This window comes from Actinopolymorpha pittospori, assembly GCF_014873875.1.
Lineage (GTDB): Bacteria > Actinomycetota > Actinomycetes > Propionibacteriales > Actinopolymorphaceae > Actinopolymorpha > Actinopolymorpha pittospori.
Genome location: NZ_JADBEM010000001.1, coordinates 7,910,263 through 7,929,697 on the forward strand (window position 1 = coordinate 7,910,263; position 19,435 = coordinate 7,929,697).

Sequence of the window (19,435 nt, forward strand, 5' to 3'; positions counted from 1 at the left end):
CTCACCGCACATCCGAGATGAGGTGCGGCGGGTTGTGGGTGTAGGTGATGGACGGCGAACGTCCAACCGTTCCGCTGACCATCTCCAGCGCGTCGGCGAGGGTCGAGGCGGCCCGGAAGCCCATCCGCTCCACCGATCGGCGGTCGGCACCCACCCACACGACGTCGCCCACGTGGTCCATCGCGTGCGCCGCCCAGTACCACATGTAGAACGGGTGGACGCCGTGGTAGGCGTAGGACGTGCGGTAGAGGTGGATGTACCACGGGTCGGTGGCGTACTGCTTCTCGAAGCGCTGCTCGATGACCGCGGGGTCGGTCGACTCCGCGAGCACCTCCTCGAAGAAGTCGACGTAGCTCGGGTGGTGCAGCTGGCTGAACTCGTAGGGCACCGGGTGGTAGAGGATGACCGCCCCGCCCTGACGCACCACCGGCTTGCCGCGGTAGGAGTTGAAGAAGTAGCCGAGGCCCATGCACGTCGCGAGGATGGGATTCATCGGGGCGTTGACGTTGTAGGGGCCGAGGTAGGGCACGCCCATGATCAGAACGTCGGACTGTCCCTGCACCTCGACGGCCTGCTGGCGGAAGACGTTGGCCAGGGTCTTCTCGTGCACGGCCTCGGTCTCACCAGCATGGACGCCGGTGATGCCGTAGGGCGCCTGGACGTTCTGGAAGATCTTCCGCGTGAGCCTCGACGGCGAGACGGCCAGACCGCGCCGCGCGGCCAGCATGGACGCCTGGTCCTTGAGACTCCACTCCCACTCGCGCTTGTTGAGGAAGTCGAAGGGCGAGGGGAAGACGTCGTTGTTCAGCGTCGTCTCGATGGTGAAGATCTTGACGTGGTCCTTGAGCAGCCGGCCCATCCGCCAGGCGGAGTGGTGCATCGCGGACTTCTTGTGGTCCATGAACGAGCGCGAGTTCACCATCGTGTGCGTGTTGTGGTGATGGCGCAGCGAGCGGTAGGACGCGAGCCCGATCGGCACCGACTTGTGGCCACCGTCCATCGGGACGATGTTGATGTTGACGTAGACCAGCAGGTCGGACTCGGCCGCCCGCTTGTTGATCTCGACCTCTTCGCCGTGGTCGGTCGTCCCGATGAACGCCAGGTTGTCGGGGTCCTCGGCGTCGTGGTTGTAGAGCAGGCCATCGGGCGCGAACGAGCGGTAGACCCGCTCGCCCAGCGCGTGCTGCAACTCGCTCGGCATCATCCGTCGGTGCAGCGCGAGCGCCGCGATGATCTGCACGTCGTCGACACCGGCCTCGGCCGCCATCGTGAGCACCTGCTCGATGACCCGCTGCCGGATGTCCGGCCGCTTCATCGGCGGCAGGGGCAGCGACACGTCGTCGAAGGCGATCGTGAGCTTCATGCCGGGGCGCAGCAGCGCGCGAAGCGGCTCGGAGTTCTCCGGCTGCTCCAGTGCGTGCCGGATGGCACCGTCGACGTCGCGGAGCCCAGGCAGCGACTCCGGCGAGTAGACCACGCGGGTGCCGAGGGGGAACTTCTCCAGCCGGAATCCCTCGCCGTTGTGCACGACGAGGGGTGGCGTACGGTCGTCGACCTCGAGTACGAATCCTGGTCGGCTCACCTGCTGCTCCTTAGATCGAACGCCACTTTGACGGTTCCCAGTCGGCCGGCCGAGTGGGCGTGGTCGAGGGCTTCCCGCCAACGGTAGAGCGGATAACGTCCGCCGACGACCCCGTCGAGGGGTGCGGCGGCGGCCAACTCGAACGCCTTCTGGAAGGCGTCCCGGCCCTGTGTGGCGTAGGTGCCGGCGACCTCGAGTTCACGGAACCAGACCGGGGAAAGATCCGCGCCCGCGGAGGGCATGCCGGACAGCACGACCCGACCGCCGGCGCGGGTGACCCGCAGCGCGGTGCTGAGGGAGTCCTTGCTGCCCACGGCGTCGACCGCGACGTCGACCCCGCCGAGCAGGAACTCCCCGGTGCGCTCGGGCACCAGCCGGAACGCCTGGGTCGCGCGCCGGACCCGTGCGGGCACCTCGTCCGGCGCGATCACGTCGGTCGCGCCGAACGCCTTCGCAAGCTCACGTTGACGGGGGTGCTTGGCGACCACGCTGATCCGACCGGCTCCGGTCAGTTCGCGCAGCGCGAGCGTCGCGAAGAGGCCAACCGCGCCCGCACCGGACACCAGGACCGAACCTCCGTCGGGCACCTGCGCGCGCTTCGCGGTGTGCACGGCGCACGCGAGCGGCTCCACCAGCACCGCGCGCTCGTCGGAGAGGCCGTCGGGTACGGCGTGCAGCTGGCTGCGGTGGGCCATCAGCTGGCCGCCCCACCCACCGCCGGTGTCGGCGCAGTACCCGGTCTGCAGGCCGGGCGAGACGTGCCCGACCGTGATGCGGTCACACCGGTTGGTGTGGCCGCTCGCGCAGGACTCGCAGCGCTCGACGCCGCGAGCCGCACAGGACAACACCGGGTCGAGGACGACGCGGGTGCCGGCGGGCAGGTCCTCGCAGTCGTCGAGGAGTTCGCCGACCACCTCGTGGCCAGGGACGAACGGCATCGAGACCAGGGCCGAGAAGTACAGGCTGGTCTGGCCGAACAACGCGCCGAGGTCGGACCCGCAGATCCCGGACAGGATCGGCTTGACCCTGGCCCAGCCCGGACCACTCGTACGCGGCTCCTCGCGGTTCACCAGCCGGACCGGCGCGGCCGGCCCGGTCAGGATGCCGGGGATCCGGCCGCCGACCGCGCGCGCCGCGATGTAGCGGGGCAGCGAGCGGTACATCTCCAACGCCAGCATCATGAGCTGCTCCCACCGTTAGCGCCCGGAAGGGTGAGCCGGGAGACCGAGCTGGAGGTCTTCCAGTCCTCCACCGGCCACCGGCCCTTGCGCGCCTCGCGCCACAGGGTGACGTCCGGGCTCACCGCGACCGGACGCCCGACGGCCCGCAGCATCGGCAGGTCGGAGTGGCTGTCGGCGTAGGCGTAGGACTTGGCGAGGTCGAAGTCGTTCTGGAGCGCGAAGCGCCGAAGCCAGGCCGCCCGTGCCTCGCCCACCAGCGGCGGACGGGTGAGGAACCCGGTGCACCGGCCGCGGTCGTCGATCGCCAGGTCGGCCGCGATGATCTCGTCGAACAACGGCTCCAACGGGCGCGTCAGTGGCCGGATCGCACCGGTGATGAGGACGGTCCGGTGACCCGCCGCACGGTGCTCCCGGACGCGACGCAGCGCCGCCGCGGACACGCGTTCGAGCACGTGCTGGGACAGCGAGTCGTCGACCAGGCGCTCCAGCTCCTGGAAGTCGGCGCCGGCGTACCTGCGGTAGACCGCACGCAGGAACCGCCCGCGGTCCTTGCGTTCGGCGTTGAGGAATCCGGGCATCCGGCGCAGCAGCGCGCCGACCTCGCGCGCCCGGCCCTGTCCGTCCAGCTCGGGCATCCGCAGCCAGAGGTAGGTCTCGACGACGTTGGAGGACAGCAACGTGCCGTCCATGTCGAACGCCGCGACGATGCCCTCGCCCTGCGGCAGCTGCTTCGCGACCTGGGGGGCGGAACGACCGCGCCGGCGCCGGATCACGTCGTACTTGCGCATCGACTCCGTGACGGCGGGACAGTGCAGCTCGACCAGGTAGTAGTGCCAGTCGAACGTCGTGATGTCGAAGGAGAACTCCCGCTGGTCCTCGGGGTCGAGGCCATGGAAGAGCGCCCAGGTGTTGTCGTCGGTGAAGACGAGCTCGGTCTCGAGGTAGGCGCGGTAGAGGTCGTGGTAGCGGCGCAGGAAGTCCAGCCGGCGTTGCTGCTGGTCGAGCTCGCGCGCCAGCTTGCGCACCCGGTCACCGCGCGGCGCGTGCGTGACGAGGAAGTCGGCGGCCTTGTGCGCACGCTCACCGAGGACGAGTGTCCGCTCGACGCGTTCGCCGCCCGGGAAACGCCAGATGGGCAGCCGGACCGCACCGCGTTCGCCCATGTCGAACGGGTTCTTGTCGAAGTACTCCCGGATGAGGTCGAACAGCCGCGCGAAGATCAGCGGGTTGCGCGCGCCGGAGGTGACCTGGAAGTACGCCGGAGTGCCCGGCTCGGGGAGGACCGAGGCGGCGGCGAGCGTCGCGTTGACCACGTGGTCGACCGGCACGACGTCGCACTGGGAGTCGGGGCTCGCGGGGAACTCCGGCAGCTCGCCGCGACCGTAGGCCAGGATCAGCGGCTCGGCCATCTTGAAGCCCTCGATCCAACCCGGGAAGGGCGTCTCGAGCGCGCTCTCGATGATGCTGGGCCGCATGATGGTGACCGGCAGCGGCGCGCCGACCTCCTCGACGACCCGCTCGCCCAGCGCCTTGGTGAAGGTGTAGACGTCGGTCCAGCCAAGCGAACGCGCGCGTTCGCCGCCGGCCTCGACGAGCTTCTTGTCGACCCACTCCTTGCGCCGGCGCTCGGTGTCCTGGGCCGAGGTGATCGGCCCGGCCCGCAGGTGGTCACGCTCGGCCGCGCGACGAAGCTTCGCCAGCACGCCCGGCGCACGTGACGTCTCCTCGATGCGGTCGCGCATGGCGAGGCCCCAGTGGGCTTCGGTGCGCCAGTCGGCGTCGTGCTCGACCGGGCCCTCCGGGATCGCGCCGCGGCGTCGACCGGAGACGTAGGCCGTCGAGACGTGGACGTAGTGGGCGTTGCTGCCGCTGTCCAGGATGCGCCGGAGCAGTTGCTCGGTGCCGAGCACGTTGGTCTGGAACGCCTGGTTGATCGGCGGGTCGAACGAGACGTCGCCCGCGCAGTGGATCACGATGTCCAGGTCGTTCGGCAGCGCCGGCACGTCGGACAGGTCACCCTCGAGCACGGTGACGCGGGCGTCGAGGAGCGCGGACAAGTCGCCGGCGTACCTCTCGCGTACCTGCTCGAAGATCGGCTTGTTGAGCACCTGCTCCATCCGCGAGCGCCCGCTGAGCGATCCCTTCCGACGCACCAGTGCCACGACGTGGGTGTCGGGAAGGTCGCGGAGAATGCGGTGCAGCAGGGCTTCGCCGACGAAGCCGGTGACCCCGGTGAGAAGCATCCGCTTCCCCTCGAGTCGCTCCCTGAGCTTCAAGCGCTCCCCCTCTGTGGACACTATGGACGGGACTCCCCCCCTGACCTGGTTCGCACACCCTATCCGGATGCCCTCCGTCATCGGGCGAACCCGTCCGTAACTCACCGTGTGATCGTCTGGTTACGCAGTGGTCGCCTCGGCGTCGTCCGGCCGGGCATCACGTCGCGCCCGGCCGGTGCCGGGTGGAGGGCACGGACCGGATCGCCGACGCTATCTGCCCCGGCGGTCAGTCGCGGGTGGTGGCCAGCGCCTCTTCGAGCGTGAAGGCCCCGGCGTACAACGCCGTACCGACGATCGCGCCCTCCACGCCGAGCGGCACCAGGGCGGCGATGGCACGCAGGTCGGACAGGGTCGACACACCTCCGGACGCGATCACCGGCCGGTCTGTCGCCGCGCAGACGGAACGGAGCAACTCGACGTTGGGCCCCTGCAGCATGCCGTCCTTGTTGACGTCGGTGACGACGTAACGCGCGCAGCCTTCGGAGTCGAGCCGGGCAAGCGTCTCGAAGAGGTCGCCGCCCTCCCGGGTCCAGCCGCGTGCCGCCAGCGTGCGTCCTCGAACGTCCAGACCCACAGCGACGCGGTCGCCGTACTTCGCGATCGCGCGGGCGCACCATTCGGGGTTCTCCAGCGCCGCGGTACCGATGTTGACCCGGGCGCAGCCGGTGCTCATCGCCCAGTCCAGCGCGTCGTCGTCGCGGAGACCACCTGACAACTCCACCTTGACGTCGAGGCGGTCGATGATGTCGGCGAGCAACGTCCGGTTGTCGCCGCGCCCGAACGCCGCGTCCAGGTCGACCAGGTGGACCCAGTCCGCCCCGGCTCGCTGCCAGGCGAGGGCCGCCTCGAGCGGACTGCCGTACTGCCCGCCGGTACCGGCCCGGCCCTGTACCAACTGGACGGCCTGGCCATCGACGACATCGACCGCGGGAAGCAGCGTGAGGCTCATGGTCGCCGAGATTACCGTCGGCCCCGCGGGTCGAGCGCAGCGAGGACCGCCGCACTCGAGGTCACCGTGCCGAGGCGGGGGAAGATGCTGGCCACGGCGAACTCGTGCTCGTGCGCCGCGAGCCCGCTCATCGCGTCCTCGACCAGGACCAGGCGGTAGTCGCGCTCGTCGGCGGCCCGGGCCGTCGACTCGACGCCCATGTTGGTGGCGATACCCGCGAGAACGATCGTGTCGACGGCACGCGAACGCAGCACCTCCTCCAGCGGCGTCTCGTGGAAGGCGCCCCAGGTGTGCTTCACGATCAGCGGGTCGTCCGGTCGCGTACCGACCTCCGGGACGGGCAACTGGTCCGGATCACCCGGCTCGAGCGCCTGCCCGGGCTTCGACCGGACGGCCACCACCGGCACCACGAGCGCACCGGCCGCCCGGAAGCCGTCGACGAGCCGCCGGGCCACCGCGACCACCTCGGCGGGGTCCGCGGCGCGGTCGGGAGCCCTACGACAGCGGGCTGCAGGTCGATGAGGACGAGCGCGGTACGGCGGGGGTCCAGGGCGAGGTCGAGTGAGTCGGTCGCGGCAACGGTCACGTTGCGACGTTAACTCCCCCGCCGCGACCGTCGCCCAGACACCCTGGCGCTACCGGAGCGAGCCGACCCAGTTGGCCAGCAGGTGCGCGCCGGCGTCGCCGGACTTCTCCGGGTGGAACTGCGTGGCGCACAGTGGGCCGTTCTCGACGGCGGCGACGAACCGGTCGCCGTCGTACGGCGTCCAGGTCACGGCCGGCTGCCGGAACCCGCCGGTGGCGTGCAACTCCCACTCCCGCACGGCGTAGGAGTGGACGAAGTAGAACCGCTCGTCCTCGACCCCGGCGAACAGCGTCGAGCCTTCGGGGACCTCGACGACGTTCCACCCCATGTGCGGAACGATCGGCGCCTTGAGACGCTCGACCGTGCCCGGCCACTCGGCGCAGCCCTCGGTCTCGACACCGTGCTCGACGCCGCGGTCGAAGAGGATCTGCATGCCGACGCAGATGCCGAGCACGGGGCGGCCGCCGGCGAGGCGCCGGCCGATCAGCCGATCGCCGCGGACGCCACGCAGACCTGTCATGCAGGCCTCGAACGCGCCGACTCCGGGCACGACGAGCCCGTCCGCCTCGGTGGCGGCGTCGTAGTCGGAGGTCACCTCCACCTGCGCGCCGGCGCGGACCAGGGCGCGTTCGGCCGAGCGCAGGTTGCCGGTGCCGTAGTCGAGGACGGCGACGCTGGGCTTGGTCGGACTCATCGGGTCGTCTCCCGCAGCCCGGCCACGAGGAACAGGACCGCGAGCAGAAGTACGACCACGGTCGCCCAGATCGGCCGCTTCTGTTGCCGGGTCGCGATTCCTCCGCCCACCAGGATCCCGGCCAGGGCGAAGTAGAGATACTCCACTACAACGCTCCCTTTGTGCTGGGTACGCCGCTCTCCCGCGGGTCCAGGGCCACCGCGTCACGCAGTGCGCGGGCGAGGGCCTTGAACTGCGCCTCCACGATGTGGTGCGGGTCGCGGCCGGCCAGCACGCGAACGTGCAGGCAGATCGCGGCGTGGAAGGCCAGCGTCTCCAGGACGTGCCTCGTCAACGACCCGGTGAAGTGGCCGCCGATCATGGCGTAGGCCTGACCCTCCGGCTCACCGGTGTGGACGCAGTAGGGCCGCCCGGCGACGTCGACGACGACGTGCACCAACGACTCGTCCAGCGGAACGGTGGCGTCGGCGAACCTGCGGATCCCCCGCTTGTCGCCGAGTGCCTGCCGGAACGCCTGCCCGAGCACGATGGCGGTGTCCTCGACCGTGTGGTGGACGTCGATGTCAACGTCGCCTTGCGCACGCACCATGAGGTCGAACAGTCCGTGCCGGCCGAGCTGGTCGAGCATGTGGTCGTAGAACGGCACACCCGTCGAGACGTCGACGCGCCCGCTCCCGTCGAGGTCCAACTCGACGACGATCTTGCTCTCCTTGGTTTCCCGCTCGATCCGAACGGCCCGGCTTCCCGATCCGCCCAGCTCCCGCTCCGGTCCGCTCACTGTGCCAGTACCTCCTGCAACGCGGCCCGGAAGGCCGCCATCTCCTGCGCGGTCCCGATCGAGACCCGCAGCCATCCGTCCGGCCCGGTCTCCCGGATCAACACACCCCGGTCCAACAGCCCCTGCCACACCGTGTGCCGGTCCGGGAACGTCCCGAACAGGACGAAGTTGGCATCGGAGTCGGCGACCTGATGTCCCTGGCCGCGCAGCCACTCGACCGTCTCGTCCCGCCGTCCCCGCAGCTCGTGGACGCGGGCGAGCAGCGCGTCGGCGTGCTTCAGGGCGATCCGCGCGACCGCCTGGGTCACGGCCGACAGGTGGTACGGCAGCCGCACGATCCGCAGCGCGTCGACGATCGCCGCGTCGGCCGCGAGATAACCGAGCCGGCCCCCCGCGAAGGCGAACGCCTTCGACATGGTGCGGCTGACCACCAGCCGCGGGTAGCGCGGGAGGAGCGTCAGCGCGCTCGGCGTACCGTCCCGACGGAACTCGCCGTAGGCCTCGTCGACCACCACGATCCCGGGCGCGGCCTCGCAGATCCGCTCCACCACATCGAGCGGCAGCGCGGTCCCGGTCGGGTTGTTCGGGGAGGCGAGCAGGACCACCGACGGCTGGTGCGCCGCGATCTGCTCGAGGGCGTGGGTGACGTCGAGGGTGAAGTCCTCGGCGCGCCGGCCGGTCACCCAGGTGGTGCAGCTGTCCCGCGCGTACTCCGGATACATGGAGTACGTCGGCGCGAACGACAGCGCCGTCCGGCCCGGTCCACCAAAGGCCAGCAGGATCTGCAGCATCACCTCGTTGGACCCGTTGGCGGCCCACACCTGCGCGGCGGTGAGGTCGTGGCCGAGGTAGGCCGCGAGGTCCTTCCGCAGCTCCAGGGCCTCGCGTTCGGGGTAGCGGTTGAGCGTCCGTGCCGCCTCGGCGACGGCGGTGGCGATGTCGGCCACCACCTCCTCCGAGGGCGGGTAGGGGTTCTCGTTGACGTTCAGCACGACCGGAACGTCGAGCTGGGGTGCGCCGTACGGCTCCTCACCACGAAGATCGTCGCGCAGCGGCAGGTCGGCCAGCGTCTGGCCCATCAGATCACCTTGACCATTCCGACCAAGGTCTTGGTGACCTCTGGGGTGCCGGCGACCAGAACCTCGAGCCCGGTCGCTGTCGTGACCCACTCCGCCTCGCCGCCGGCAGCCTCGACGAGGGCGATGCCGGCCGCGACGTCCCAGATGTTGACCCCGAAGCCGAGGTAACCCTCCTGCGCACCGAGCGCGACGGACAGCAGCTCGCAGGCCGAGGATCCGGTGCGCCGGTAGTCGCGCGCCTGACGCATCAGCTCACCCACGAACGCGTGCACGCGCACGCGTTGGTCCATCGGGGTCGGCAGGCCGATCCCGACGAGGGAGTCGGCGAGGTCGACGGCGTCGGAGACCTGCGGCGTGCCCTCCCGGGCGAACGCCTCCGGTCCGCCGGCCGCCGCCCAGTCGCCGTCGGCCGGACGCACGATCGCACCCGCGACGATCTGGCCGTCGCGCTCCACACCCACCGAGACGGCGTAGTCGCGGCGGCGGTGCACGAAGTTCATCGTCCCGTCGAGCGGATCGACCAGCCAGCGCACTCCACTGTCACCGTCGTGGACCCCCGACTCCTCCGCGAGAACGGCGTCTCGCGGACGAGCGGCCGAGACCAGGCGCAGGATCGCCGCCTCGGCGGCCTTGTCGGCAGTCGTGACGAAATCGGCGGGATGCGCCTTGGTGGACACCTGCAGCGCTCCGCCGCGCACCTCCCGAAGAATCGCGTGGGAGCCGGCGTGCGCGGCGGCGAGCGCGAGGTCGCGCAGATCCTGGTCGACGCTTTGGGAGTCGTAGGAGTTGCCGTTGTGCACCGGTCTGGTCATGACTGACTCATTTCGTTCGGAGCGGTCGCCGAGGCCCCGCGCATGCGGCTGCGGGCCATCAGGCATACCCATCGGTGCCGGGACCGAAGCGCACCTGGACGGCCTGCCCGTGTGCCGGGAGATCCTCGGCCTCGGCCAGCGCGACGACGTGCTTGGCGACGTCACGCAGAGCGGCCTGGTCGTAGTCGACGACGTGGACAGCCTTCAGATAGCTGCGGACCGACAGCCCGGAGGAGTGGCAGGCGCACCCTCCGGTGGGCAGGACGTGGTTGGAGCCCGCGGCGTAGTCGCCGAGGGAGACCGGCGACCACGGCCCGACGAAGATCGCCCCGGCGTTGCGGACCCTGGCGGCCCAGCGCGCGGCGTCCGTGGTGTGGATCTCCAGGTGCTCGGCGGCGTAGGCGTCGACCACGGCGAGGCCCTGTTCGAGGTCGTCCACCAACACGACGCCCGACTGCTCCCCGCGCAGTGCCTCGCCGATTCGCTGCACGTGCTTGGTGGCCGGGACCTGCCGCTCGAGCTCAGCCTCGACCGCCGTCGCGAGCTCGACGCTGGGTGTGACGAGGACGCTCGCCGCCATCGGGTCGTGCTCGGCCTGGCTGATCAGGTCGGCGGCGACGTAGCTGGGGTCGGCGGTGTCGTCGGCGAGGATGGCGATCTCGGTCGGACCCGCTTCGGAGTCGATGCCGACGATCCCCTTGACCAGGCGCTTGGCGGCCACGGTCGTGATCCGGCCCGGACCGGCGACGAAGTCGACCGGCTGGCAGAGCACCTCCGTGTCGGGGCCTTCGCCGGCCCTGGCGCCGTAGGCGAACATCGCGATGGCACCCGCGCCACCAGCGGCGTAGACCTCGTCGACGCCGAGGAGCGCGCACACCGCGAGGATCGTCGGGTGCGGGAGCCCGCCGTACTCCTTCTGCGGCGAGGACGCGAGCGCGATCGACTCGACGCCGGCCACCTGCGCGGGCACGACGTTCATGACGACACTCGACGCGAGCGGCGCGACCCCGCCGGGGATGTAGACGCCGGCCCGCCGGTAGGGCACCAGCCGCTGCGTGACGGTGCCGCCGGGCACCACCCGGACCTCGGTGTCGGTCTCGAGTTCGGCCTCGCTGACCGCGCGGAGCCGTCGGATCGACTCCTCGAACGCCGCCCGGACGTCGGGGTCGAGCTCATGCAGCGCCCTCGCCATCGCCTCGACCGGGACCCGGATGTCGGTGAGTTCCACACCGTCCCAGCGGGAGGCGTACTCGCGCAGGGCCACCGCGCCACGATGGCGGACGTCGTCCAGAGTCGGGCGTACGGCGTCGACGGCAGCCTCCACGTCGAACGGCGCACGCGGCACCACGGCGCGGTAGTCCAGGGCGGGCTCGGATGCGCGGCGTCCGCGCAGGTCGATACGACGGATCACCCCACCGAGTCTAGAGGGGCGCCCGTCGCGCCCGCCCGCGCAGTCGATTCCCGAGGCGGCGCCCGAGATGCGGGGGTTTCGACCGCTGGTCGCGCTTCGTTCCGCCCTTGACTCTGACACCTATGTGAAGCTTTAGCGTCGGCCCATGCACATCGGGATCTTCATCGGAAGGACCGACGAAACAATCCGGCCGGCAGCGCTCGCGGCAGCGGTCGAGGAGCGCGGTTTCGAGTCGCTCTTCGTACCCGAGCACACCCACATCCCCGCCTCGCGTGAGACACCGTACGAGGGAGGCGGCGAGCTCCCCCGCCCCTACTACCGCGTGCTGGACCCGATCGCGACCCTGGCCGCGGCCGCGACCGCGACGACCTCCCTGCGGCTGGGTACCGCGATGAGCCTGGTGGCTCAGCACGACCCGATCATCCTGGCCAAGCAGATCGCGACCCTGGACCTGATCTCCGGCGGCCGGATCGAGGTCGGGGCGGGCGCGGGTTGGAACCGCGAGGAGATGCGCAACCACGGCACCGATCCGCGCACCCGGACCCGGGTCCTGCGCGAACGCCTCCTCGCCATGAAGGAGATCTGGACCAGGGACCAGGCGTCCTTCCACGGCGAGTTCGTGGACTTCGATCCAATCTTCTCCTGGCCCAAGCCGCTCCAACGTCCACATCCGCCGATCCTGCTGGGCGGTTGGGGACGTACGACGCACGCGCGCTTGGTCGACCACGCCGATGGTTGGCTCGCGCCGTTCGACCTTCCGGTGGCGGAACTCGGCCCGGGGATGCGATCGCTCGAGGCGCTGGCCGAGGAGGCCGGCCGTGGCCGACTGCCCGTCACCGCGACCTCGTTCTCACCGAACCGGGCGCTGCTGGAGGAGTTCACGGCACTCGGCGTCGCCCGAGCCCTGCTCGGGGTGTCGGCCGAGGAACCCGCCGAGGTTCTCCGTCAACTCGACGAGTACGCCGGACTCCTGAGCGTTCGGCCGCCTTCGACCACACCCGGGCCTCGGTCGACCTCCGCCGCCGACGCCGGGGCGACCTCCCCCGCCACGCCCGCCGCGCCAGGTCGGGGAACGGAGTGAGGCCAGCCGTCCTCACCAGGTGCGGGACGTGACAGGCTGAGCGACGTGGCGAAGAAGGACGGGGCGAAGAAGCGAGCCTCCCAGGGGACACCGGCTGTGCTGGTTCTCCAGGACGCCGACGTTTCCCACACCCTGCATCCCTACGACCACGAGGCGCCCAGCGCAGGCGAGCGGCCCAACTACGGGCTGGAGGCCGCGCAGGCCCTCGGTGTCCCACCCGACCAGCTCTTCAAGACTCTGCTCGCCCAGGTCGACGGCCAGCTCGCTGTCGGGGTCGTACCGGTCAGCTCCTCCCTCGACCTCAAGGCGTTCGCCGCCGCGGTCGGTGGCAAGCGCGCCCAGCTGGCCGATCCGACGGTCGCCGAGAAGACGACCGGCTACGTCGTGGGCGGGATCAGCCCACTCGGCCAGCGCCGCCGGCTCCCCACCGTCGTCGACGACAGCGCGCTCGGCCACCCCACCGTCTACGTGTCGGCTGGCCGGCGCGGCCTCCAGGTCGAGCTGGCGCCCCAGGACCTCATCCGGCTGTGTGAGGCGACCGCGGCCGCCATCTCGGCCTGACCGGCACTCGACCTGACCGGCACTCGACCTGACCGGCACTCGACCTGACCGGCACTCGTTCTGACCGGCACTCGTTCTGACCGGCAGGACAGCGGTGGCGGACCCACCGAGACGGCAGGTGGGGCGGTGCCGGGCCTGAGCCCAACACCGCCCCACCGCGGCTCGATGCGACCGACGCGTGTCAGTCGAGCAACACCCGGATCGTGAACGTCCCGCCGGTCTCGTCGGTCGTCCCGGACATCCCGATCGCCTTCAGCGCCGCGACGTCGGCCTTGCTGTCGGCCGGAAGCTGACTCGCGTAGAGCTTCTCCAGCTTGTTCAGGTCGACGAACAGCCCGAACTGCGCCTTGTCGGCCTGGTCCACAGCCTGCTTGAACGTGTCACTGCTCGCGAGGTCTCCGCCCTTCACCAGCTCGTCCGCGTAGGCCTGGGTGGACGCGAGCACCATCGCGCCGGACCCGGTCGCCTTGCCGAGCTGGAAGTCGAGCCCGAGCCCGCCGACCAGCTGGTCGAGCTTCGGCAGCAGCGCCTTGGCCTTGGCCTCGTCGGTGGTCGAACGGATGCCGACCAGCGGGAGCTGCGGAGCACCGGAACCGCTCGCCTGCATCATCGTGTCGAGGCCACGCTCGTCCACCGCGATGGTGGTGTCCGTGCCCAACAGGGTGCTGACGTCGTCGGGAACCTTGATCCCGAACTGCTGCTCAGCGGCCTGCAGGAAGGAGTCCAGCTGCGCGGTCGCCCCTGCCGACTCGAGGGTCTTGCGAATCTCGGGCCAGGACTGGGCGAAGGCTGGTCCCGCACCCGCGACCGAGATCGCCGCCGCGGTCGTGTTGGGGAGTTCGCCGAGCTTGATTCCGCTCTGCTTGAGAGCGGGGATCTTCGCGCCGCGAGCCTTGGCGACCAACTGGACGGAGTTGCTGGTGAAGCTCAGACCACCGACCACTCGCCCCTGGGCGGCGACCTGTGCCGGTGCCATGCCGCTCCCCGTTCCGGAGAGCTCAGCCAGCTTCGGCAGGTCGGCCCAGAAGGACATGACGCCTTCGTCGACGGACCCCATGTCGTCGGTGAACGTCTCGTTCTTGGCCAGCGAGTTGTCCGAGACCGTCTTGGCGAGGTCGTCGGCGCGGGCCTGGGAGTCGGCGAAGATCACGTAGTCGCCGGTGAAGGCGAAGTTCTTCGCACCGAGCTTCTGCAACCCGGCGCGGGCCTTGTCCTCATCGGTCATCTGCGCCGCGAGAACGGCCTCGGGCTCCTTGCCGTCGGTGCCGGGCACCACCGCGACACCGGCGCGGTCGCCGAGCCAGGTGTCGATGTCCTTGGTGTAGTCGACGTTCTTGAGCTCGGGATCGGTCTGCTTGATGGCCTCGAAGACCGCCTCGCGGAGGTCGTCGCCCTCACCGAGGCGCTTGCTGGCGTCGGGGAACTTCCGCGCGACGCTGAAGATCGCGGCCTTCTGCTCGGCAGAGGGGTCGAGGTCGATCCGGAAGTATGCGAAGGCGTTGGCCGGTAGCACGTCGGCAGGCTGCGCGCCGCCACCACTCAGCGTGGTGATCGCCGCCCAGGCCCCGCCGCCGACCGCTACCACCAGAACGGCGGCGAGCGCGACGATCAACCAGCGCGGGCCCTTGCGCTTGGGCTCCTCGGCGTAGAAGCCGGGGCCGGCGGGCTGGCCGCCACCAGGCGTCCACTGTCCGCCACCCTGCTCGCCCTGGCCGGTCGGCTGGCCGTAGCCGCCCTGCTGCTGGGCGCCGTAGCCGCCCTGCGAAGGCTGGCCGTAACCACCCTGCGGAGCCTGCCCGTAACCACCCTGCGGGGGCTGGCCGTAACCACCCTGCGGCTGTCCGTAGCCCCCTTGCGGAGCCTGTCCGTAGCCGCCCTGCGGCTGCGTTCCTCCTGGCTGACCAGGGCGACCGTGGTGCGGCGGAGGACCCGCCGGTCCGCCCGGCTGCTGCCCATAGGGCTGGCCACCCGGCGGCTGACCCTGCGGTCGGCCCATGGGCGGTCCCTGGCGGTGCCCACCGCCCGGCGGTGGCGCGCCGAACCGCCCCGATTCGTTTGGTGTGCGATCGTCAGACAAGAGGCACCCCCGAAGCAACGGAATGTGTCGCCACAAATTAGCGCATCGCGGAGACAGCTCCCAGGCCCACCCAACTGACCTGTGGATAACTTTCGCGCCTACTCCTCGTCGCGGCTCCACCCGAGCCAGACCAGCGGAATGACGGGAGCCAGGGCGCCGATCGGCCAACTGAACAGGACGCCGTAAGCGTGCAGGCCGAGCGGTGCGGTGAGCGGGCTTCCCGGCGTGGCCTGTGGGTGCCAGGTCAGGACCACGGCACCGTTGGCCACCAGGCTCCCGGTCACGAACGCCACCACGGCGGCGAGGACGGCTCCGACCAGCAGTGCCACGACGACCAGGACGCCGTGCCGGAGATAGACGGTCGCGAGGACCGCACCCAGAAGCAGGCCGGCGACGGCACCGAGGGCGGCGTACCACGCGTCCATCGACACCTGGCGCGCCGCCTCGAGCTCGGTGTTGGGGAAGGGGCCCAGGTCGGTCATCGTCATGGCGACGTGGGGATTGAGGCGCGTCCAGACGAGGCCGACGACGACGCCCGCCACCACCATCACGGCCACGATCACCAGGAAGGCACGTGCGCGCCCGGGCACGGACGCACGCGACGCGCGCATCGGCGGGGTTCCGGGCGAGGGTGTCGCCGAATCAGGCGGGGTCGTCGTGTTCACCGCCCCAGATCCTACGCACCCTTCCCCGGAGCCGATCCTGGGTCTGCCGCCTCAGGAGCGGACGCAGCCAGGCCCGAGCAGCGCCTTGAGATCGCCCATCAGCGCGGTCGAGGGGGTGACCCGCCAGCGATCCTCCAAGCGCATGACCAGCGTCTTGCTCTCCGAGCGCAGGTGAAGGTGGATCTGCGTCATGCCCGGGTGGGTGGCGAAGATCTCCTTCAGCCGGTCGACCACGGGCGGGGTGCACCGCTCGCGGTTCAAGGAGATGGCGAAGGGTCCCGACTGCTGGTCGGTGGTGATGTCGGGGACCGACAGCTCCATCGCGATCAGCTGGGGTACGTCGTCGCGTCGGTCGAGGCGCCCCTTCACCACCACCACCGCGTCCTCGGTGAGCTGGAGCGCGGTGAGCTGGTAGGTGGAGGGGAAGAACATCACGTCGATGCCACCCTCGAGGTCCTCCAGGGTGATGATGGCCCACGGGTCACCCCGCTTCGTCATCTTGCGGTTGATCGCGGTGATGAGGCCGCCGACGGTGACGACCGAGCCGTCCGGTCGGTCCTCCCCGGTCAGCAGCGACCCGATGGTGCAGTCGGACGCGTTCGACAGGACGTGCTCGATGCCGAAGAGCGGATGGTCGGAGACGTAGAGCCCGAGCATCTCCCGCTCGTGCGCCAGCAGGGTCTGCTTGTCCCACTCGCTGATGTCGGGCACCTGCGGGGACATGAGCGCCTCGTCGGTCGAGTCGTCACCGCCGAACCCGAACAGCGAGTCCTGACCGATCGCCTCCTGGCGCTTCTGGTCGATGAAGTACTCGACGGCGTCCTCGTGCCACTGCACCAGCGCGCGGCGGCGGTGTCCGAGCGAGTCGAACGCACCGGCCTTCGCCAACGACTCGAGCACCCGCTTGTTACAGACCGGGGCAGGCACCTTCGCCATGAAGTCGCTCGCGTCGTTGAACCGCCCCTTGGCCCCCCGCGCCGCGACGATGGCGTCGACGACGTTGGTGCCGACGTTGCGGATCGCGGTCAGACCGAACCTGATGTCGGTGCCGACCGGAGTGAAGTTGGACGCGGACTCGTTGACGTCGGGTGGCAGCACCTTGATGCCGGAACGACGGCAGGCGTTGAGGTAGACCGCCATCTTGTCCTTGTCGTCCTGGACGCTGGTGAGGAGCGCGGCCATGTATTCGGCCGGGTAGTTGGCCTTGAGGTAGGCCGTCCAGTACGACACCAGGCCGTACGCGGCGGTGTGGGACTTGTTGAACGCGTAGTCGGAGAAGGGGACCAGGATGTCCCACACCGTCTTGATCGCCGCGTCGGAGTAGCCGTTCTTGCGCATGCCCTCGCTGAAGGGGACGAACTCCTTGTCGAGGACCTCCTTCTTCTTCTTGCCCATCGCCCGCCGGAGCAGGTCGGCCTGGCCGAGGGAGTAGTCGGCGAGCTTCTGCGCGAGCCGCTGCACCTGCTCCTGGTAGACGATCAGGCCGTACGTCGGGCCGAGGATCTCCTCACAGGCGTCCTTCAGCTCGGGGTGGATCGGCGTGATCTCCTGCTGGCCGGTCTTGCGCAGCGCGTAGTTGGTGTGGGAGTTGGCGCCCATCGGACCCGGCCGGTAGAGCGCGCTGACCGCGGAGATGTCCTCGAAGTTGTCCGGCTTCATCAGCCGCAGCAGCGACCGCATGCCGGCACCGTCCATCTGGAAGATGCCGAGCGTGTCGCCGCGGGCGAGGAGTTCGTAGGTCGGCCTGTCGTCCAGCGGCAACGACAGCAGGTCGATCTTCTCGCCGCGGCTGATCTCGATGTTCTTGACCGCGTCGTCCATGATGGTGAGGTTGCGCAACCCCAGGAAGTCCATCTTGAGCAGCCCGAGCGTCTCGCACGTCGGATAGTCGAACTGCGTGATGACGGCGCCGTCGGCCTCCCGCTTCATCAACGGGATGTGGTCGGCCAGCGGTTCGGCTGACATGATCACGCCGGCCGCGTGCACACCGGTCTGGCGGATCAGGCCCTCGAGACCCTTCGCGGTGTCGATGACCTTCTTGACGTCCGGGTCCTGCTCGTACAGCGCCCGGACCTCGCCCGCCTCGTTGTGACGGGGATGGCTCGAGTCGAAGATCCCGGTGAGCGGGATGTCCTTGCCCATCACCGCCGGAGGCATGGCCTTGGTGATCTTGTCGCCGAGCGCGTACGGGTAGCCCAGCACCCGCGAGGAGTCCTTGATCGCGGCCTTCGCCTTGATCGTGCCGAACGTCGCGATCTGCGCGACCTTGTCCTCGCCGTACTTCTCGGTGACGTAACGGATCACCTCACCGCGCCGACGTTCGTCGAAGTCGATGTCGATGTCGGGCATCGAGACGCGTTCGGGGTTGAGGAACCGCTCGAACAGCAGTCCGTGCTCAAGGGGGTCGACGTCGGTGATGCCGAGCGCGTACGCGACCAGGCTTCCTGCCGCCGATCCTCGACCGGGACCAACGGCGATGCCGTTCTTCTTGGCCCACATGATGAAGTCCGCCGTGACCAGGAAGTACGACGGGAAACCCATCTGCAGGATGATCCCGATCTCGTACTCGACCTGCGCGCGATAGGTCTCGTCGTAACCGTTCGGGTAGCGGCGGTCCATCCCCCGCCACGCCTCTTCGCGGAACCACGACTCCTCGGTGTGACCCTCCGGCACGTCGAAGCGCGGCATCAGGTTGCGGAACTCGAACATCCCCGTCGTGTCGACCCGCTCGGCGATCGCGAGAGTGGTGCGGCAGCCGGCCTGCCAGACGTCGGAGTCGTCGAGTCGCCGCATCTCCTCGGCCGACTTGAGGTAGTAGCCCGACCCCTCGAACTGGAACGTCGGAGCGGCGAGGGTGGACGCGGTCTGGACGCACAGCAGCGCGGAGTGCGCGGCGGACTCGTGCTCGTAGGTGTAATGGGAGTCGTTCGTCACGACGTACTGCAGGCCAAGCTCCTGGGCGACCTTCTCCAGGCCGGCACGCGCCCGCCTGTCGATGTCGATCCCGTGGTCCATCAGCTCGACGAAGTAGTTTTCGCGGCCGAAGATGTCACCGAAGTCCGCCGCGGCGTCCAACGCCTCCTTCTCCATGCCGAGCCGGATCTTCGTCGAGACCTCCCCGGACGGGCAGCCGGTCGTCGCCATCAGGCCGGTGGAGAACTCCGAGAGCAGCTCCCGGTCGATGCGCGGCTTCCGGAAGAAGCCCTCCATCGACGCCCTGGTCTGCAGCTTGAAGAGGTTGTGCAGGCCGACCGCGTCGCGCGCCCAGATCGTCATGTGGGTGAAGGCGCCGCCACCGGAGACGTCGTCGCCCTTCTGGTGCTGCTGTCCCCACCGGACCGGCGCCTTGTGGAAGCGCGACTCGGGCGCGACGTAGGCCTCGAGGCCGATGATCGGTGTGACGCCGGCCGACTTGGCCTTGGTGAAGAAGTCGTAGGCGCCGTGCAGGTTGCCGTGGTCGGTGATCGCCACGGCGGGCATCTCCAGCCGCTGGGCTTCGGCGAACATGTCCTTGAGCTTCGCCGCGCCGTCGAGCATGGAGTATTCGGTGTGGACGTGCAGGTGGACGAACGAGTCCGACATGTGGGGAAAGCGCCTCCTGTTCCGCCGCCGCGCAAGGCGTTGGGGCGCCGACCGGGGGAAGGGCGGCGGCGCTGTCGCCAACCAGGTAGGGGTCCGACTTTAGAGCCGCGGCCGTAGGACC

At 69.9% G+C, this 19,435-nt stretch carries 16 protein-coding genes; 2 read left to right on the top strand and 14 right to left on the bottom strand.

Annotation, left to right across the window (positions count from 1 at the left end; translation table 11 throughout):
- Position 1: 1 nt before the first annotated feature.
- The 11 genes from larAH to hisD all read right to left on the bottom strand — a co-directional run bounded on the left by larAH (position 2) and on the right by hisD (position 11,348).
- Positions 2–1,582 (bottom strand): NPN-dependent hydroxyacid isomerase, LarAH14/15/16 family, encoded by a 1,581-nt coding sequence (gene larAH / locus HEB94_RS36805; RefSeq protein ID WP_192754114.1) that lies wholly within the window; start codon positions 1,580–1,582, stop codon positions 2–4.
- Entirely contained in the window at positions 1,579–2,763 is a 1,185-nt protein-coding gene (locus HEB94_RS36810; RefSeq protein WP_192754115.1) for a zinc-dependent alcohol dehydrogenase, read from the bottom strand. The genes larAH and HEB94_RS36810 overlap by 4 nt, the downstream gene beginning before the upstream one ends.
- Entirely contained in the window at positions 2,760–5,039 is a 2,280-nt protein-coding gene (locus tag HEB94_RS36815; protein WP_192754116.1) for an HAD-IB family hydrolase, read from the bottom strand. The genes HEB94_RS36810 and HEB94_RS36815 overlap by 4 nt, the downstream gene beginning before the upstream one ends.
- Before the next feature lie 226 nt (positions 5,040–5,265).
- A complete protein-coding gene (gene priA, locus HEB94_RS36820) occupies positions 5,266–5,988 on the bottom strand; it encodes a bifunctional 1-(5-phosphoribosyl)-5-((5-phosphoribosylamino)methylideneamino)imidazole-4-carboxamide isomerase/phosphoribosylanthranilate isomerase PriA (protein ID WP_192754117.1) in 723 nt (240 codons plus the stop codon).
- Positions 5,989–5,999: 11 nt separating this feature from the next.
- Complete coding sequence (locus HEB94_RS36825; RefSeq protein WP_337918174.1) at positions 6,000–6,443, bottom strand: isochorismatase family protein; 444 nt, start codon at positions 6,441–6,443, stop codon at positions 6,000–6,002.
- A gap of 180 nt (positions 6,444–6,623) precedes the next feature.
- The gene (hisH, locus tag HEB94_RS36830; protein ID WP_192754118.1) at positions 6,624–7,268 is read right to left on the bottom strand and encodes an imidazole glycerol phosphate synthase subunit HisH; all 645 of its coding nucleotides are present in this window, start codon (positions 7,266–7,268) and stop codon (positions 6,624–6,626) included.
- Positions 7,265–7,414 carry a hypothetical protein gene (locus tag HEB94_RS36835; RefSeq protein WP_192754119.1) on the bottom strand — a complete coding sequence of 50 codons (150 nt, stop codon included), beginning with the start codon at positions 7,412–7,414 and terminating at the stop codon, positions 7,265–7,267. The genes hisH and HEB94_RS36835 overlap by 4 nt, the downstream gene beginning before the upstream one ends.
- Positions 7,414–8,046, bottom strand: coding sequence for an imidazoleglycerol-phosphate dehydratase HisB (gene hisB, locus HEB94_RS36840; protein ID WP_192754120.1), 633 nt, complete (start codon positions 8,044–8,046; stop codon positions 7,414–7,416). Before hisB ends, HEB94_RS36835 begins: the two co-directional genes overlap by 1 nt.
- Entirely contained in the window at positions 8,043–9,125 is a 1,083-nt protein-coding gene (locus HEB94_RS36845; RefSeq protein ID WP_192754121.1) for a histidinol-phosphate transaminase, read from the bottom strand. The genes hisB and HEB94_RS36845 overlap by 4 nt, the downstream gene beginning before the upstream one ends.
- A complete protein-coding gene (locus HEB94_RS36850; protein ID WP_192754122.1) occupies positions 9,125–9,937 on the bottom strand; it encodes an inositol monophosphatase family protein in 813 nt (270 codons plus the stop codon). The genes HEB94_RS36845 and HEB94_RS36850 overlap by 1 nt, the downstream gene beginning before the upstream one ends.
- Before the next feature lie 58 nt (positions 9,938–9,995).
- Positions 9,996–11,348: a histidinol dehydrogenase gene (hisD, locus tag HEB94_RS36855; RefSeq protein ID WP_192754123.1), complete on the bottom strand. Its 1,353-nt coding sequence runs from the start codon at positions 11,346–11,348 to the stop codon at positions 9,996–9,998.
- Between the two features lie 145 nt (positions 11,349–11,493).
- Between hisD and HEB94_RS36860 the strand changes: the two genes are divergently transcribed.
- Both HEB94_RS36860 and ybaK read left to right on the top strand, forming a co-directional pair.
- Positions 11,494–12,429, top strand: a complete 936-nt coding sequence (locus HEB94_RS36860) for an LLM class F420-dependent oxidoreductase (RefSeq protein ID WP_192754124.1) — start codon at positions 11,494–11,496, stop codon at positions 12,427–12,429.
- A 45-nt stretch (positions 12,430–12,474) separates the two neighbouring features.
- Positions 12,475–12,990, top strand: a complete 516-nt coding sequence (ybaK, locus tag HEB94_RS36865; protein WP_192754125.1) for a Cys-tRNA(Pro) deacylase — start codon at positions 12,475–12,477, stop codon at positions 12,988–12,990.
- Between the two features lie 181 nt (positions 12,991–13,171).
- Here ybaK and HEB94_RS36870 read toward each other — a convergent pair whose 3' ends face one another.
- The 3 genes from HEB94_RS36870 to dnaE all read right to left on the bottom strand — a co-directional run bounded on the left by HEB94_RS36870 (position 13,172) and on the right by dnaE (position 19,314).
- Entirely contained in the window at positions 13,172–14,986 is a 1,815-nt protein-coding gene (locus HEB94_RS36870) for a DUF3352 domain-containing protein (protein WP_192754126.1), read from the bottom strand.
- Between the two features lie 179 nt (positions 14,987–15,165).
- Complete coding sequence (locus HEB94_RS36875) at positions 15,166–15,732, bottom strand: hypothetical protein (RefSeq protein ID WP_192754127.1); 567 nt, start codon at positions 15,730–15,732, stop codon at positions 15,166–15,168.
- Between the two features lie 51 nt (positions 15,733–15,783).
- Positions 15,784–19,314 carry a DNA polymerase III subunit alpha gene (gene dnaE / locus HEB94_RS36880; RefSeq protein ID WP_192754128.1) on the bottom strand — a complete coding sequence of 1,177 codons (3,531 nt, stop codon included), beginning with the start codon at positions 19,312–19,314 and terminating at the stop codon, positions 15,784–15,786.
- Between the last annotated feature and the right edge of the window lie 121 nt (positions 19,315–19,435).